General features: G+C 30.8%; 15 protein-coding genes, 1 pseudogene and 1 CRISPR repeat array. Of the genes and pseudogenes, 5 read left to right on the top strand and 11 right to left on the bottom strand.

The features are described from left to right. Positions 1–139: 139 nt before the first annotated feature. Positions 140–433, bottom strand: coding sequence for a hypothetical protein (locus IO99_RS18290; protein ID WP_051823929.1), 294 nt, complete (start codon positions 431–433; stop codon positions 140–142). A gap of 87 nt (positions 434–520) precedes the next feature. Then, a pseudogene (locus tag IO99_RS19800) lies at positions 521–817 on the bottom strand (DNA methyltransferase); the annotation flags it as partial. A gap of 563 nt (positions 818–1,380) precedes the next feature. On the opposite strand from IO99_RS19800, the gene IO99_RS19275 reads away from it, so the two are divergent. After that, entirely contained in the window at positions 1,381–1,542 is a 162-nt protein-coding gene (locus IO99_RS19275) for a hypothetical protein (RefSeq protein WP_167402960.1), read from the top strand. Between the two features lie 259 nt (positions 1,543–1,801). On the opposite strand, the gene IO99_RS04930 is transcribed toward IO99_RS19275, so the two are convergent. The 3 genes from IO99_RS04930 to IO99_RS04940 all read right to left on the bottom strand — a co-directional run bounded on the left by IO99_RS04930 (position 1,802) and on the right by IO99_RS04940 (position 4,452). Continuing rightward, positions 1,802–2,329 carry a GNAT family N-acetyltransferase gene (locus IO99_RS04930; RefSeq protein ID WP_035130954.1) on the bottom strand — a complete coding sequence of 176 codons (528 nt, stop codon included), beginning with the start codon at positions 2,327–2,329 and terminating at the stop codon, positions 1,802–1,804. 283 nt (positions 2,330–2,612) lie between these two features. Further along, positions 2,613–3,653, bottom strand: a complete 1,041-nt coding sequence (gene tsaD, locus IO99_RS04935) for a tRNA (adenosine(37)-N6)-threonylcarbamoyltransferase complex transferase subunit TsaD (RefSeq protein ID WP_035130958.1) — start codon at positions 3,651–3,653, stop codon at positions 2,613–2,615. Positions 3,654–4,068: 415 nt separating this feature from the next. Then, positions 4,069–4,452, bottom strand: coding sequence for a nucleotidyltransferase domain-containing protein (locus IO99_RS04940; RefSeq protein ID WP_051823931.1), 384 nt, complete (start codon positions 4,450–4,452; stop codon positions 4,069–4,071). A gap of 369 nt (positions 4,453–4,821) precedes the next feature. Here IO99_RS04940 and IO99_RS04945 point away from each other — a divergent pair, with 369 nt between their 5' ends. Further along, a complete protein-coding gene (locus IO99_RS04945) occupies positions 4,822–5,490 on the top strand; it encodes a RusA family crossover junction endodeoxyribonuclease (protein WP_035130962.1) in 669 nt (222 codons plus the stop codon). A 109-nt stretch (positions 5,491–5,599) separates the two neighbouring features. On the opposite strand, the gene IO99_RS04950 is transcribed toward IO99_RS04945, so the two are convergent. Both IO99_RS04950 and IO99_RS04955 read right to left on the bottom strand, forming a co-directional pair. Then, complete coding sequence (locus IO99_RS04950) at positions 5,600–6,523, bottom strand: hypothetical protein (RefSeq protein WP_035130964.1); 924 nt, start codon at positions 6,521–6,523, stop codon at positions 5,600–5,602. Positions 6,524–6,603: 80 nt separating this feature from the next. After that, positions 6,604–7,446 (bottom strand): class I SAM-dependent methyltransferase, encoded by an 843-nt coding sequence (locus IO99_RS04955; RefSeq protein ID WP_035130966.1) that lies wholly within the window; start codon positions 7,444–7,446, stop codon positions 6,604–6,606. Between the two features lie 280 nt (positions 7,447–7,726). Between IO99_RS04955 and IO99_RS04960 the strand changes: the two genes are divergently transcribed. Further along, the gene (locus tag IO99_RS04960) at positions 7,727–7,996 is read left to right on the top strand and encodes a hypothetical protein (RefSeq protein ID WP_035130968.1); all 270 of its coding nucleotides are present in this window, start codon (positions 7,727–7,729) and stop codon (positions 7,994–7,996) included. Positions 7,997–8,148: 152 nt separating this feature from the next. On the opposite strand, the gene IO99_RS04965 is transcribed toward IO99_RS04960, so the two are convergent. Beyond that, entirely contained in the window at positions 8,149–8,364 is a 216-nt protein-coding gene (locus IO99_RS04965; RefSeq protein ID WP_035130970.1) for a heavy-metal-associated domain-containing protein, read from the bottom strand. 253 nt (positions 8,365–8,617) lie between these two features. Here IO99_RS04965 and IO99_RS04970 point away from each other — a divergent pair, with 253 nt between their 5' ends. Continuing rightward, the gene (locus IO99_RS04970; RefSeq protein ID WP_035130972.1) at positions 8,618–9,640 is read left to right on the top strand and encodes a branched-chain amino acid aminotransferase; all 1,023 of its coding nucleotides are present in this window, start codon (positions 8,618–8,620) and stop codon (positions 9,638–9,640) included. 160 nt (positions 9,641–9,800) lie between these two features. Further along, positions 9,801–10,031: a BhlA/UviB family holin-like peptide gene (locus tag IO99_RS04975; RefSeq protein WP_035130974.1), complete on the top strand. Its 231-nt coding sequence runs from the start codon at positions 9,801–9,803 to the stop codon at positions 10,029–10,031. 339 nt (positions 10,032–10,370) lie between these two features. Then, positions 10,371–13,028: a CRISPR direct-repeat array (repeat unit 37 nt; unit sequence GTTTCAATCCTTGTTTTAATGGATTAGCCTCTATGGC). 200 nt (positions 13,029–13,228) lie between these two features. On the opposite strand, the gene IO99_RS04980 is transcribed toward IO99_RS04975, so the two are convergent. Genes IO99_RS04980 through cas5b form a run of 3 tightly spaced genes read right to left on the bottom strand, consistent with a single transcriptional unit; the run spans position 13,229 to position 16,856 of the window. Beyond that, the gene (locus tag IO99_RS04980; RefSeq protein ID WP_051823932.1) at positions 13,229–13,879 is read right to left on the bottom strand and encodes a CRISPR-associated endonuclease Cas6; all 651 of its coding nucleotides are present in this window, start codon (positions 13,877–13,879) and stop codon (positions 13,229–13,231) included. 12 nt (positions 13,880–13,891) lie between these two features. Next, positions 13,892–16,204 (bottom strand): CRISPR-associated helicase/endonuclease Cas3, encoded by a 2,313-nt coding sequence (locus tag IO99_RS04985; protein ID WP_035130977.1) that lies wholly within the window; start codon positions 16,202–16,204, stop codon positions 13,892–13,894. Beyond that, positions 16,188–16,856: a type I-B CRISPR-associated protein Cas5b gene (gene cas5b, locus IO99_RS04990; protein ID WP_035130979.1), complete on the bottom strand. Its 669-nt coding sequence runs from the start codon at positions 16,854–16,856 to the stop codon at positions 16,188–16,190. Before cas5b ends, IO99_RS04985 begins: the two co-directional genes overlap by 17 nt. Positions 16,857–16,863 lie beyond the last annotated feature (7 nt).

The following is a 16,863-nucleotide window of genomic DNA, read 5'->3' on the forward strand; positions in this document are numbered from 1 at the left end:
TAAACAATCATGGTGTTGTAAAAATTGTATATGTTCGTCACTAATCCTAAATTCAAATAAAGCTATTTTATATACACTACCAGTATTTAAATTATATAAATAGTATATATTTATCATCTATTCTTATTTTATTTATAAGTTAGATAATATCACTATGGAACCTAACAAATTCAGATTGATTTCTGAAATCAGACACAATAATGCACATATACTTATTTTCCTTTAATACCCTTGCACTTTTAATAAATATATCTTTTAGTTGAATTAAAAAATCTCTATAATCATCTATATTAGCTAAATCTCTCTTATCATTGGAATAGTTTGTAGCTAATCCTTCTTGAACTCTTTTTTTAGTTTTTGGGTCTATCTTTTTATTTAACATAGACCAATCAGGCGGACTTGTTACAATTAAGTCTATACTTTCTCTTTCCATAGCTTCAAGAGCTTCCCTACAGTCTTTGTTTATAAATGTGTGTTTTTCAGATTCCCCTTTTCCAACCTCATATTCAATCCTATATTTTTACAAATCATACCAATGTTTAGACAACTCTATGCCCACTCCGATACGATTTGAAACTGCACACGCTTTTATTGTTGAACCTGTACCACTAAATGGGTCTAATACTTTTTGACCTTTTTTAGTGAAAAATAATATCAACTGTTCAACATCTTGAAATGAAAATGGTGCTGGGTGCTGTTTTTCCACTTGAGCATGAGGATGATTTGCTCCCAATCCTTTTTGATACCAAAAACTCTTTGTTTCTGGCAGCCACTCTTTTCCTGTTAAATCATTTAAGTTGTTCCTAGAATCAACAGTTGGCTTTAAACTATCTCCATGTTCATCCTTATATTTTTATATTTCCGCTCTACTAAACTCATTTCTACTCTTTTCATTTTTATGTACACCTATCTCTCCATCTTTTATTAATTTATTTAATTTGTGCTTTCTAATATCTAAATACTCCATAACTTCAGATGTTTTTAGTATTTTACACTATTTATTTTCTGTATTTATTAAATCAAATAGTGTATCCATTATGTTTCACCTCATTTTACTAGCATAGCTATTCCATAGTATCAACTTATTGTTTTTTACACCATTGTTATTATATGTTAGTAAAGAAGTCTTATACATTCTTATTATAGTATCTATGAAAAATATGTAAAAACCGCCTTTACTTATGATACGCTTCTACGTATCGGTAGTAAGTGAGGTTTTCCCATTTTATTCTTGTGTATACTTTCTACATAATTATGGTATAATTCTAAGGTGCTATTTTGAAATCCGTAGTAGGATGGCTGCGGAGGTTTTGAACGTTTTATCCTCCTTATGGGCTATTGGTGAATTATTTCACTGTAGCTTAGGAGGTGGTATTGGATATGTTTGATACTTTTATAAAATGTATATCAGTTGTTTATGTGATTAGATTAATTCTGAAACATAATCTTTTTATACATCATTTAAAAATTAAGATTAAATTTCTTGGTCTTGATATAGAAGTTAAAAGCAAAGAAAAAAGTGCTCCATCCTGCAAAGATTAGCACTTTTTCTAAGATTCGTAATTAAAACATAAATCTAATCCAATAGCCCTAAAACAAAATAAATGCTCTAAGGATTGCTTAGTGTTGACGCACTAAGCTTTTCTTACTAGAATTCCTAGAAACTTGTTTCTTTAGAATTCTGTACTCCTCAGCTCGCCTGAGTGAGTTTCCTATTTATATTATATCAAATTTTTATAAAAAATAAACATATATAACTTTTCTCTATAAAAACTTTTTAACTAATAAATAAATTAGAAATTTATAAATCTATCCAATATCGTTCAATAATACAATTCTCATCTTCAATTAATACTTCATTTTCTATTTTTCCACCTTGAGATAAAATAGTTTTCTGAGAAGCAAAATTATCATTATCACAAGTTAATAAAACTCTATTAATACGTAATATCTCCTTACAATAAATTAATGCTTGCCTTAATTCTTCTTTTGCATATCCCTTATTTCTTTCAGACTTTCTTACAGAATATCCTATATGACCACCATATTGTAAAAGATAATCATTTAAAAAATGCCTTATTTGTATCATTCCAACAATACGATTATCACTTTTCCTAATTGCTAATAATTGTGTTGATGTAACCACTCTTCCGTCTACTTCTTTTGTTTCATTCAATAATGATTTCTCAATATATTCATTTGGAGAATTCGCACTTCTTAAAAAACCTGTTCCATCCATTGATTCATCATTATAAATAAACTCATTTTTATACGAAAATATGTCATCACCATATTCTATTGATACTTTCTTTAATACCAAATCTTCCATAAAATCACCTCTATAAATTACTATTTGTCTACTACTTAAACTTGTTCCTAATTTTATTATAACATATTTTGTAAATATACCATTACTTATGATACGCTATTTTCACTTATAAAAATAGCCTTAGGCAAGTTATGTCAATGCCTAAGGCTATAAACCACGCTTAGTCTTAAAGGAAACTTGACTCACTTCGTTCGCTGAGTAAGTTCCCTAACTAAATCGAAGATTTAGAGCATCACTTATTATACGTTTCAACATATGAAATCCTAAATTTAAATCTTTACGCCTATCTTTGTCCTAACTTCAAGTTTGGTACTGCATTTAGTGTTAAATCTGCAATTCTACCAGCTTTATACTCATAATAAGCAGCACTTCCAATCATTGCTGCATTATCTGTACATAAAATTGGTGCTGGGAATAAAACTTTTATCCCTTCCTTTTCTCCTCTTTCCATAAGCTTTGCTCTAAGATAAGAGTTAGATGCAACTCCTCCTGATATAGCTATTTTATCTACTTGTTTCTCTTTACAAGCCTTCATAGCATTATCTACTAGTACATCTACCACAGCCTTTTGGAAGGAAGCAGCCACATCAGCTTGATTATAGCTTTCACCCTTCATTTGAAGAGAGTTTAAGTAGTTAAGTACTGCTGATTTAACTCCACTAAATGAGAAATCCAGTGTCTTATCGTGGAAATTTGCCCTTGGAAACTTAATGGCATTTTCATTTCCCTCTTTAGCAATCTTATCAATTTTAGGTCCACCAGGATATCCAAGTCCAATAGCTCTAGCCACTTTATCATAAGCTTCCCCTGCTGCATCATCTCTAGTTTCTCCTAGAACCTGAAAGCTGCCATAATCCTTCATATGAACAATAAAGGTATGTCCTCCTGATACTACTAAAGTAATAAAAGGTGGTTTTAGATCCTTATGCTCAATAAAATTAGCACTTATATGACCTTCAATATGATTTACTCCTATAAGGGGAATATTTAATCCATAAGCCAAAGCCTTAGCATATTGAAGCCCCACAAGTAAAGCTCCCACAAGCCCTGGCCCATAGGTAACGCCCACTGCATCTATATCTTGAAAAGTCAGATTTGCTTCTCTAAGTGCTTCTTCCACCACAGCACTAATTGCCTCTATATGCATTCTTGAAGCTACCTCTGGCACAACTCCACCAAATTTTTTGTGTATATCAATTTGAGAAGCTATAACATTAGATAAAACTTCTCTTCCATTCACTACTACTGAAGCTGCTGTTTCATCACAACTTGACTCTATAGCAAGTATTTTAAAATTTTCTTTTACTTCATTTGCTTCTTTCATATTTTTCACCTACTTTTAAATAATTTACACACTATGAAAGTTTATATTAAAAGTTTACCCTTAAGGTACTAACTTAAACTTATCCACATGCTAAAATAATATATCCACACATTTATACAATTATATCAACAAATGTGATTACTTCATACATTTTATCATTTTTTTAATCTTCATAGAAGCTAAAAATTCTGTTAGTAATCTTCAAAGAAGCTAAAAACTCTGTTTATCCTGTAAAATTACTATTATCCTCACATTTTGATAACGTGTCAAGGATACTCTTTATAAATATTTCATACATTTCTTTATTATTTTTGTAGTAATCTATAAGAATTTCAGTATTAGGTTGCTTGTATCCATGGGCAATTCTATTTCTTAGTCTAACAGAAGGTATAACTAATTTTATTGATTTTAGACATTAGGCACGTCCCCTTTCAGACATTAGTTTTATCCAAAACGGATATTCAGTTTTATACCAATAATTTAATTTATCTAAATACTTATCAAAGTTCTTGTAATCCCTTATAAACAAAGCTTCATTCCTTATACTTATATCAAGTTGAATATGCTCAGGAAGTTCATCTAATATATTTAAATCAACTTTAACTCCTACCTTATTTTCAAGAAGTTCTTCTATTTCTAACAAACCTATATAGCTTATTTTCTTATTAGTTAAAATTGCAATGTCTATATCACTATCATCCATAAAGTCATCTGTTCCAAAGCTTCCAAACAAAAATGCACAATCAATAAAATCATATTCTTTAAGAGTACTAACTATTAAGTTTAGTATATTTTCCACAATAAATACCACCTCTCTATTTTAGTTTCCCTTGATACTTAGTATTATATACCAAATTGACTTTTTTAGTATAGATAAAGGTTTTTTGACCCTGAAATATCTAAGAGTATTTTATTCTTATTCAAACATAAGTTCCTGTGTTATAATATACTTACTAAAGTTATTTATATCAACAATTAGGCATCTGAAAATAAATAATAAGTCAAAGATGGGAAGTATATTTTGAGTTAGACAAGGAAACGGGTTCCGCAGATAGTAGCACTATCTAAGGGTTCTGTTGACGCAGTATAACACAAAATAGACGAGCATTCCGACTTACTTATTTTTTGAAGATACCTTAATCACACAATCATAGAAAGAGGAATTAAAATGAAAGATATTAACTATGCTAAAGTTGTGGTAAAGGGATCACCAATTTCTAAATCTAACTTTAAACTTTTCAATAGCAGTAACAGAGCTATTCTACCATATAACTCTGGAAAATATCATGATAGATATGCACTATACGAGGAAGAAATTGCCTACGAATGTAGGGTTCAAAATCCAAGTGTAACCTTAACAGAGGCGCTTATAGCTGTCCTTAAGGTTTATTATAAAAGTGAAAAACGTCATCCAGACACAAATAACATAACAAAAAGCATTTTAGATGGTGTTGAAAAAAGTGGCCTTATCATAAATGATGCCCAAGTAAGAAGACTTATTATAGAAGAATTTTACGATAAAGAGAACCCAAGATTTGAACTAGAACTCTTTGGGGAAAGTTCCTATGCCATGGATTATAAAATAGTTAAGCTAGAAGAAAAACAGCCCATAATAAATTATGAACCTCCTAGTAACAAAAAAAATAAAACCTTAGATAGCTATAGTGCCTCAGGTTTATGCAAAGAGTTTTCCCCTGGAGATAACAATCTATCTTCCAGTAAAGGCTCTAAACAAATCTGTGAACTTTGTCTAAAGGAAGTTTCCAAGGATAACATCATGTCCTGCAATAAAGGAAAAACTCTAATATGTAAAAGTTGCTTTAAAAAACTATTCTAAAAAACACAAGGAATTTAAAGTAATAAATTTATTTAAACAAAGATTGAGCATGTCCTTATAATTATTAAGTACATGCTCAACCTTTTATAACTTACAAAAGCCATAAATTTTAAATGGTTCTTCCATTAATGAGAACTACTCGTTTAGAAAACATGCCATGAACAACTTTAGCCTCTTCTCCCCGAGATATAAAAGGATAATTATAAGTTCTATAGGCAATTTCTCTTTTATTTTTAAAGTCAGTAACATAGACAGTCCAATACTGGCTTCTATTTTTGCTCTCCTGTGATTCTGTCACCCCAGTGCATATACCTATTAAAGATGTATATAATCCTAAGATATACTCTATAAGAGAAAAAATTTCTCTTATAACAATTATAAAAAATATAACCTCAAATATATCAGTTATTTTACTTTCTATTAGGGTATATGTAAATATAACCATAACAACAATATTATATAATCCAAGACTCCTTTTACTAAATGGCACCCTTTCAAAAGGCATAAACCAAGGTTTAAATCTCCAAAATATACTACTACCTTCCACAGGGTAATCCGTACCATTTACTGCTGCTCGCCACTTCATTTGATGGTCATTCAACCCTAAGACTATAATTTTCTCTGTAATAAATATTAGGTTCACATAAATTCCTAGCATTATAAAAGCGGCAACAATAAAATATGACTTCTTTATTATAAGTGCAGAAAAAAGAATATATAAAATAAAGAAAATAGTACCCGATTTCATTAATTTCATTTTAGATCTCATCTCATCCTTAGCTTCTTGGGATAAATCCTTAGCTCTATTTATTGCACTTGCAATAGCAGTAGCCACAAAAGGCAAAGTGAAAAATTCAACATAATTTTTTATATTTATTTCTTCAATTATACTAATTTCATATCCTAAATCTTGAATCATATTAACATCATATCCAAAATGCCGAAGTACAAGTACTATATTAATTACAATACTTATTAACAACATACATACTGAAAAATTTCTTACGGATTTCAAACCACGTTGATCTAACATTAATTCTGCTCCTTCCTAAAAATTTCCTTGGGGTCAGACCCCCTTACATTTTATTCCTGGGGGTCTGACCCCATTACACTTTATTCCATCTTAACGCCTCTAGCTAATAAAAACTCTCCGTTATCAGCTAAAGTTCTCTTACAATAAGACTTAAGCTCTATTTCAAGTAAAGTCTCCCAAGCTATCTTATCCTTCTCAATGTCATTTACAGCTTTCCTAAACCCACTAGATATACAAGGACTTCCCCCTAAGGTTATATTCTCTAATCCACAAGTTGATAGCAAATCCTCTAACTCTTCTGCTTCAAAAAAATGTCTTTCAGGATGAGACACTAACTCATGTTTTGGTAAATTACCAGTTTCCACAACTTCAGGTATATACCAATAATTTGGTTTTCCAAAGAAGGATACATAATCAAAATCCTCCCTACCTAATTGTGTTCTTATCACTCCCCATTTGCTATTTACGCTAACTAGAACTTGTCCACCTGGTTTCGTAACTCTAACTAGCTCCCTAACAGCCTTTTCCACATTTCCTAAAAGATAATTAAGAGGTGCTCCATAACAAATCACCGTATCAAAGGTATTATCTTCAAGCATTGATAAATCCGCTAAATCTCCATTTATAATTCCATCCACATAAGCCATCAAATTATTTTCCTTTAATTTATCTTCAGCAATTCTTAACTGCTCTGTAGATATATCAAATAAAGTAACTCTATTTTTTAGTTTAGCTAATTCTATACTAAATCTCCCTGCTCCACAGCCAGCATCTAAAACCTTTTTGCCTTCTCCTATATAGTCCTTAAGAAAATCCATGTGAAGATAATAATTAATCCTATCATAAGGTGTAAGCTCTAACCTTTGCCATTCTCTCTCACCATAGTTGTTATAAAAACTTTTAATTTCATTTGGATTATACATTAATATCCCTCCATGTCTTCTTAAAATAATACTGATATATTATTCTGCAATTAATACCATAATACCTTTTTATTTACATTGTAATTTTTGTAATGGGGTCTGACCCCCTTACATTTTATTCCTGGGGTCTGACCCCATAACATTTTATTCCAGAGATTTTACCCACTCTAAAGAATGTTCCCTTGATTAAATTCATTGATAAAGCAAGTCATTATAGGAAATACTAATTACGATTTACAATACAATAGACTTTTTAATAAAATAATGGAGGAATAAACCTATGGAAAACCTTGAAAGAGCAATTGACAGAATAAAAATACTTGAGTGTCCTACTGGAGACTTAGAAAATCGAGTTGCAGATATTCTTGAGGATTATAAGGTTGCAGATAAAAATAAAATAACTATAAATAGAGCCGAACAATTAGATGTAAATGGTGCTGAAGCTTATAGTGCTAAAATTTCAAGCAATTCACCACAGTCTATCACTATACTAGCAAAGTCAGGCATGGATGATTATGTAGCTAAAGTAATTGATGTGTCTATAGGTTAAGTTGCAGTAATACGTAAAGCCTGTTAAAACTTTCTTTTAAATTAAGATGCCTTATATTAACTTATTAAGAATATGCTAAATAAAAAATGCTTTTGCTAAACTTTAAGCAAAAGCATTTTTAAAGGTAAAAGGTATTCCATTACTTTTTTAAACTAAGCCTGCTCTATTTTTTCTACTATATAACCTGCATCTTCAATGGCACACTTCATTTCTTTATCATTAACAGAATCTGTTCCATCAACCACTACTATTTGAGATTTTAAGTGTACATCCACATTATCAACCCCATGAACTCCTTGTAATGCTATTTTCACATTGGTAACACACTTTCCACAAGTCATGCCTTCAACAGTTAATCTTTTTTTCATTTCTAATTTCTCCTTTCATTAATATACATATAGTATTAATATAATCATGAAAAATTATTGATAAAATATTTAAAAGTGTTAGTATAGTATTATAGGCACATAATTCTAAATTTTTTAAACATAAAAAAGTATACGATTTCATTTACATAGTTTCATTTTCAAGTATACGATTTCACTAAAAATTAAGGATTATGTTAACTACACATTAAAAAATCAAATAAAAAAGTTAATTTTATTAGGGGGAGATTTGGTAATGGAAAAAGAATTTAATTGGAAAGAATTAGGGTTCAATTACCTAAAAGCAGATTTTAACTTTATTTCTCATTATAAAGATGGACAATGGGATGAAGGAAACTTAGTTGAAGACGATAAAATAACAATTAGCCAAGGTTCAACATGCTTGCACTATGGACAACAATGTTTTGAAGGTTTAAAAGCATATACTCATAAAGATGGAACAGTATGCTTATTCAGACCTGATCAAAATGCTAAAAGATTAAACGAAAGCTGTAGAAGAGTTTTAATGCCAGAAGTACCAGTAGAATTTTTCTTAGATGCTTGCAGAAGAATTGTTAAAGCAAATAAAAGACTTATCCCACCATATGGAAGTGGAGCAACACTATATCTTAGACCTTACGTAATAGGCGTAGGTGACAATGTAGGTGTTCGTCCTGCTAGCGAATATATATTTGGAATCTTTGTTACACCAGTTGGACCATACTTCAAAGGTGGAATGGCTCCAGTTAACTTCATAACTTCTGACTACGACAGAGCTGCTCCTATGGGAACTGGTGCTGCTAAAGTTGGTGGTAACTATGCTGGAAGCTTATTACCTCATGCAGAAGCTGTTAAAGCAGGTTTTGCTGATTGTATCTATTTAGATCCAGCAACTCATACAAAAATAGAAGAAGTAGGTGCTGCAAACTTCTTTGGAATAACTAAAGATGGTACATTTGTTACACCTAAATCTCCATCTATACTACCAAGTATAACTAAGAGATCTCTATTATACTTAGCTGAGCATAACTTAGGTATGAAGGTAGAAGAAAGAGACGTATTAATAGATAACTTAGGTGAATTTGCAGAAGCTGGAGCTTGCGGTACTGCAGCTGTAATCACTCCAATCGGAGCAATCCAACATAAAGAAAACAAACACGTTTTCCATAGTGAAACAGAAGTTGGCCCAGTAACTAGAAAACTTTATGAAACTTTACTAGGAATTCAAGCTGGCGATATAGAAGCACCAGAAGGCTGGATATTCAACGTAGAAATTTAATATAATATTTAAGGCTCATCATAGATAAATTATGGTGAGCCTTTCCTTAGCTAATTGCATTAATAAACACATCTGCATATATAGTAATAAGGGATATTTTAAGCATGAGTAAAAGTTTAAGTATTATCCTAACTATAACTATGGGGGGGTGTTGAAATTAATGGAAGGTGAAATATTGAAAATAGCAATGTCTCAGGGAATATGGGCAGTGCTCAGCATATTTCTAATATTCTATATATTAAAAGCTCAAGAAAAAAGAGATGAAAAGCAAGAAGAGAGAGAAAAGAACTATCAGGAGATAATATCAAAAATAACAGATAAATTAAGCATAATGGAAGACGTAAAAAAAGATGTTGAAGATATAAAACAGCATGTTATAAAGAATAAATAAAGGTAAGCCAATGACGCTTTAGTGTCATTGGCTTATTTTTTATTGCTCTTACTATTGAGATTAAATCATGTTTAATAATATTTCAACACCTCTTGCTACTACATACATAACTGCACCTATTATCATTAATTCCATGCTATCATCTCCTTATAGAATAGATGTTTAAAGTTTTTATTTTTACACTAATAGTATGTCCAACTCTTTAAGGCTACATTCGTATTAGCTAAAATATTAAAATGCACTATGATAAAAACGTGGTTTCATAAAATTTTCAATCCTTATTTTAATGGAATAATCCTATGTCTTAAACATAAGATTAATTTGAACATGAAATGTATTGTTTCAATCCTTGTTTTAATGGATTAACCTCTATGGCACTAAGAACGAACCATCATAGTGCGCGTTGTCTGCGTTTCAATCCTTGTTTTAATGGATTAACCTCTATGGCGTAAGCCTGGGCTACGTTCTCTATTAACTTCGCGCGTTTCAATCCTTGTTTTAATGGATTAACCTCTATGGCACTGCTAAAAATGCATTAACGGATTTAGGAGTAAGTTTCAATCCTTGTTTTAATGGATTAACCTCTATGGCTTGGTTCATATAGTTCAAGACTCTTACTTTTTCCCTGTTTCAATCCTTGTTTTAATGGATTAACCTCTATGGCTTAATTCATCCGTATCATATCGAGTAATGAAATCAAGTTTCAATCCTTGTTTTAATGGATTAACCTCTATGGCTTTCTTCATAATCTATACTCACTTGCAATTCATCTGTTTCAATCCTTGTTTTAATGGATTAACCTCTATGGCCTGGGTGACTAATTACATCAACTTCCTTTGTTTCATGTTTCAATCCTTGTTTTAATGGATTAACCTCTATGGCATTGACGAGGTCCTATATAAATATGACATTAGGACGTTTCAATCCTTGTTTTAATGGATTAACCTCTATGGCCCAACAGAAACACTTTGACCTTCGTACGAATTAGGGTTTCAATCCTTGTTTTAATGGATTAACTTCTATGGCAATCTATAATACTAAGTGGAAGTGTAGAAATACCAAGTTTCAATCCTTGTTTTAATGGATTAGCCTCTATGGCATTTAATAATAAGATATGAGTGAAAAAGGGAGGTAATGTTTCAATCCTTGTTTTAATGGATTAGCCTCTATGGCGCTTCTGGGATAGACGAGTTTTCTTGTGAGTTATTGTTTCAATCCTTGTTTTAATGGATTAGCCTCTATGGCAGTTACATGCAGACTACACAGTTTCTATGTATTATTGTTTCAATCCTTGTTTTAATGGATTAGCCTCTATGGCCGGTTATATAATCATATACTCTACATGCTATTGAATCGTTTCAATCCTTGTTTTAATGGATTAGCCTCTATGGCCACTTTCATAATAATTCCTCCAAAATAATTACTTCTCTTGTTTCAATCCTTGTTTTAATGGATTAGCCTCTATGGCACTACCCGCGGAAGAAATACCTAGCAATGCAGAACGTTTCAATCCTTGTTTTAATGGATTAGCCTCTATGGCTTCTTGGTCTGCGTATACAGCCGCGCCGTCCCTTACGTTTCAATCCTTGTTTTAATGGATTAGCCTCTATGGCTCTGTCGCCTATATTTACAGCTACACTGTCTACTATGTTTCAATCCTTGTTTTAATGGATTAGCCTCTATGGCTTACCATTTTTCCAACCCCTTACTTTTATTAGAATTTGTTTCAATCCTTGTTTTAATGGATTAGCCTCTATGGCTTGTTCCATGAAGTAGGTATCTCTCGTCATCATATGGTTTCAATCCTTGTTTTAATGGATTAGCCTCTATGGCTTATCAAATAACCTTCTTTAATATTTTCTTTACTAGTTTCAATCCTTGTTTTAATGGATTAGCCTCTATGGCAACATTAAGAAAGGCAGATGGTGTCCAGTATGTAGTGTTTCAATCCTTGTTTTAATGGATTAGCCTCTATGGCGATTTAGGAGGATAGAGAAATGACTTGGGAGGAAGTGTTTCAATCCTTGTTTTAATGGATTAGCCTCTATGGCAGAGAATAAAGGTTATGATGTAAAACAAATGACAAGTTTCAATCCTTGTTTTAATGGATTAGCCTCTATGGCGGAGAGGTCGATTAAGGAGGTAAATATGGACTTATTGTTTCAATCCTTGTTTTAATGGATTAGCCTCTATGGCAGTATGGAGGAATAGATATGGAAGTGGTAAAGGATATGTTTCAATCCTTGTTTTAATGGATTAGCCTCTATGGCGGAAAGCTACTACAGCTACCAGGGGATACCTTAAGTTTCAATCCTTGTTTTAATGGATTAGCCTCTATGGCAATAACTAGAAATCTTATATCTCAAATAGAGAATAAGTTTCAATCCTTGTTTTAATGGATTAGCCTCTATGGCTCGACCTAGCAATAGCAGACGTAAGCAAAAGAACACAGTTTCAATCCTTGTTTTAATGGATTAGCCTCTATGGCAGGGGGCGACGGCATGGCAATAGCTTACTTAGGACTGTTTCAATCCTTGTTTTAATGGATTAGCCTCTATGGCGAAGGTGGTACGTGATAGCATACAAGCTAAAAGAAAGTTTCAATCCTTGTTTTAATGGATTAGCCTCTATGGCAGCTTATAGGGATGGTGAATTAAATCTAGCAGAAATGTTTCAATCCTTGTTTTAATGGATTAGCCTCTATGGCGAACTGTGCATCCTGGCTGTAGAGGATTTAATACTAGTTTCAATCCTTGTTTTAATGGATTAGCCTCTATGGCGCTAGGGTCATAGGAGTAACAGCGACGCCCGACCGGTTTCAATCCTTGTTTTAATGGATTAGCCTCTATGGCACAGAATTTAGGGAAGTAGGACCCGACGAGTACTTGTTTCAATCCTTGTTTTAATGGATTAGCCTCTATGGCAACTCATACAAATGACAGCCACAGGCGACGACAATAGTTTCAATCCTTGTTTTAATGGATTAGCCTCTATGGCGGCATTTTCTTAAATTCTATTGAATTAGTGCCCTTTATAGCAGTTTAAAGACAAGTTTAAAAATTTCATTAAGTATACTTTTTTAATCTAAAAGATGCTTATTTCTGTCCACATTACATACTTAGTATACCCTAAAACCTATTGATTTATCAACGTTATAAAACTTACCACTTGTCTACTTCTTAAAATTCAAATATATTTTATACTTTCTCTATGGTTCCAAATCCTCTTGATACAGATTTACCAATGCCAAAATAGTTTGGAATATTGAAGTTCACTTTAAAATCTCCTGTAAATGCTATATGCTTAATACCTTTTAACTTAACTTCTTTTTCTTTTAAATTAACCCAACAGGTAATTCTTTTATCCACAGTGTAGCCTATTCCCTTTGCCATAGAAATAATATTTCCTATTAGAATTTTCTTTAATATTTCTTCCTGCTCTATTTTATTTCCCTCTCTATAAGCTTCAATATTTTTTTGACTTAAAGATATCCAAGGAGTTAAAAATTTATATTCAATATAATCATCTTCACAACCAAATTCAAATTCTTTCTTAATTATTTCCTTTTGAAATGTATCGTATTTAATACCATCAAGTACTAATTCATCATCATTAACCCCTATCTTAGCTACAGTATTTGCTCCTTCCTTAATTCCTATAATAATTGGAATTTTTGATAACACCTTATACTGTACCATTGGATATCTATATATAAATTTATCTTCTTCATGATTATGTAGAAGATTATTTTCACTATATTTATTCCCTAAATATCCTCTTATCTTTTCCCCATGTCTTGGAGTTAATTTTATATCATCAAACATTACCTTACAAACTTCTAATCTCAATAATTTTCCTCCTTAAATACAAGTAGTATTTCTTCTTATTATTCCTCTATCCTTATCATAATCTTCTTTGTTTAAAAAATTGCTCCCCTTTATCTCATGTACCATATCTATAACATCATTTTTATTTACAGCTATTCTATATTTATTTAGTATCCTCCAAGCATTGACAACTTCCTGTTCTTCATAATTTTCACTGTTCTCAATTATTTTTATGCAATCTTCCGATTCACTATTATATCTAATAATTACATCTATTTTATTCTTATTTTCTTCTATCAACTCTAATTTTCTAATGTTTTGTAGCCTTAAAGCTTTTATTTCTTCACAGTACTCTTTATAATCCTGCAAACTTTTATTCTTAGTAACTTCTCTTAACTTAGAAAAATATTTATTATTAATTTCCCATAATTCATTCTCTTCAAATTTTTCTCTATCATCTAGTATTTTCAACGTAGCTTCTAATAACGGTCCAGCATAAACATATGAAGCAAATGTTTTTCCACTTTCACCTATTAACCTATAAATCTTAACTATTCCTTTACCATTAACCCCATTTCTATTAGCCCTGCCAGCCGATTGATTTATACAATCCATTGGAGCTATATCTCTGTACACAATATCAAAATCTAAATCTACCCCTGCTTCAATTAACTGTGTTGATACTAATACATATTTTTCTTTACTATTTTTGATTTCTTTTATTATCTTTAATCTTACTGCTGGAATAATTTCTGTACTTAAATATATAACTTTTCTAGTCCCACTTAATTCTTCTTTTAAAAAACCAAATACTCCTAAAGTTGATTTTACAGTGTTTAATATTATAAGAAAACTTTTATTTTTATTCTCCTCAATATCCTTAACTACTATTTCTTTAAAATCATCTAAATTCAACATATTTTCAGTATGATTTTCAAATACTATTCTATTCATTTTACTAAATATAACATCATTATCCTTAACTAATTCTTTACCTTGTAAAAATAAAGGCTTAGTTGCTGTTACCGTTATAACGTAACAATTAAATTTATCACATAAAATATTAAATAAGTCTTCAATTATATGATAATACTTAGGTGGTATGGCTTGAACCTCATCAAGTATTATTATTGATCCTGCAAGCTTATGAAATCTATGCATTATTGAATTCAACCCTGACTTAAACATAGTATTAAATAATTGAACAAATGTTGTGGTTATCACTGTACTCTGCCAGTTATCAACCAAAAACCTTGCATCATAATTTCTATATTCTTTCTCTTCGCTGTCCTTATATTCTATTGGTGACATAGAATGATGTTTTAGTATTAAATCACTAGTTACATCCATTTTACTCAAGTTTATTATTTCTTCTAATACATCATAGTTTTGGTCTATAACACTCATAAAAGGAATATTATAAATTATATTAGGTATTATCTTCTTCTCGTCTATCAATCTTTCACTTAATCTAAATGCTGCACCATAAACAGATATGGTTTTACCTGTACCTGTTGGCACATTAATAGACATTATCCTATCCTTATCTAAATCTATATTACTTATTGAATCTATAGTGTTATTATATATATCATCTCTAATACTAAATAATGGTGATTTTTCTATATCAGGAACTTTATTTATTAAATCTTTTCTCAATTTATTTTTATAATTTCCAGTAAACTCATCAGTTAATATTCCCTTATTTTTAAATGTATTTCCTGTAATTAGCTGAGTTTTATCTCCTGTAAGTAATAATGACCATAAATATTGAAGCCACATAAATTCTTCTTCTTGCTCTTTTATAGATTTCTTTTTAACAACTAATGCTCTTTTTATATAACTTAGTTTTACTTCTTTGATAAGGCTTCCATCCTTCATCTTATCAAAGAAATCTCCTAGATTCTTATTATATATTGATTGTAACTCATCTATATTTTTTCTAATATCTTCACTTATATCTTTTAAATTTTTCTCATTATCAGTGTTAAAAAAACTATTATCAATATCTATGTTCCCATGATGTCTCTTAACACATATAAATCCTAAAATCTTCCAAGAAGCAGGTAACATATAATAAGTAAAATAAGCTGATATCTCTCCATGTTGCTTCAGCTCACCATGATATCTACCTTGCAAATACTCTTGAAAATATGAACTTGCCTTTCCAAAATCATGACATAATCCTATGGTTTTTATAACTTCTTCTAGCTCATTATTTATAACACCATTATATTTTGTAGTATTCAAAGCTATTTCTGCAACACCAGTTAGGTGGTCAACTAAAAGTTGATCACCTTTACTGTTATCAAATATATGTGATTTTAACTTAAAAGAAGTACACATTAGATTCTCCCACCTTTAAAACACTTTTTAATTGTGCAACCATACTTCCTCCTGGTGCAAATCCTACTTTTTCATATTTAATGTATTCTCTATTTTTTTCATTCTTTATTGGAATTCTATCAAGGCAAAGTTGCACCTCTTGATTATCCTCCAATATAATTTGATCTTTAGGTATTACACAATTAGTTAATCCTACATCTTCTGATACCTTAGTTACTTCTTCTATACTTTCAAAATTTAACTTTGCTATATGTTCACTAGCTCCCAAATAAGGAGTAAATATATAACTTCTATTTATTAATATCTTCTTTATTTCCTTTAATTTTTCCTCAGAGTCCATAACATAAATTCTATAACCTACATCCCTTAAAAACTCTATTCTTGACGGAAATGTGGGTGAACCATTATTTTTAATTTGTGGAACTAAATTAAAACTTTGAGTATCTTTTTTTATAGGTTTTAATACTTCAATTCCTATCTTCATTTCCTTAGTATACTCATATAAATCTTTATAATCTATTCCCATTAATGCACCTATAAGGCCTTTTATCGCTATAGGATGCATAACAGTGTAGGTTAAAGCAGAAGTTGTTGTATAGGGGCACCTAAACCTTGCAAAATCTCCAGACGCTCTAAAACTTAAAGCCTTCATTATATAC

Origin of the sequence: Clostridium sulfidigenes (assembly GCF_000732635.1) — a bacterium.
Lineage (GTDB): Bacteria > Bacillota > Clostridia > Clostridiales > Clostridiaceae > Clostridium_J > Clostridium_J sulfidigenes.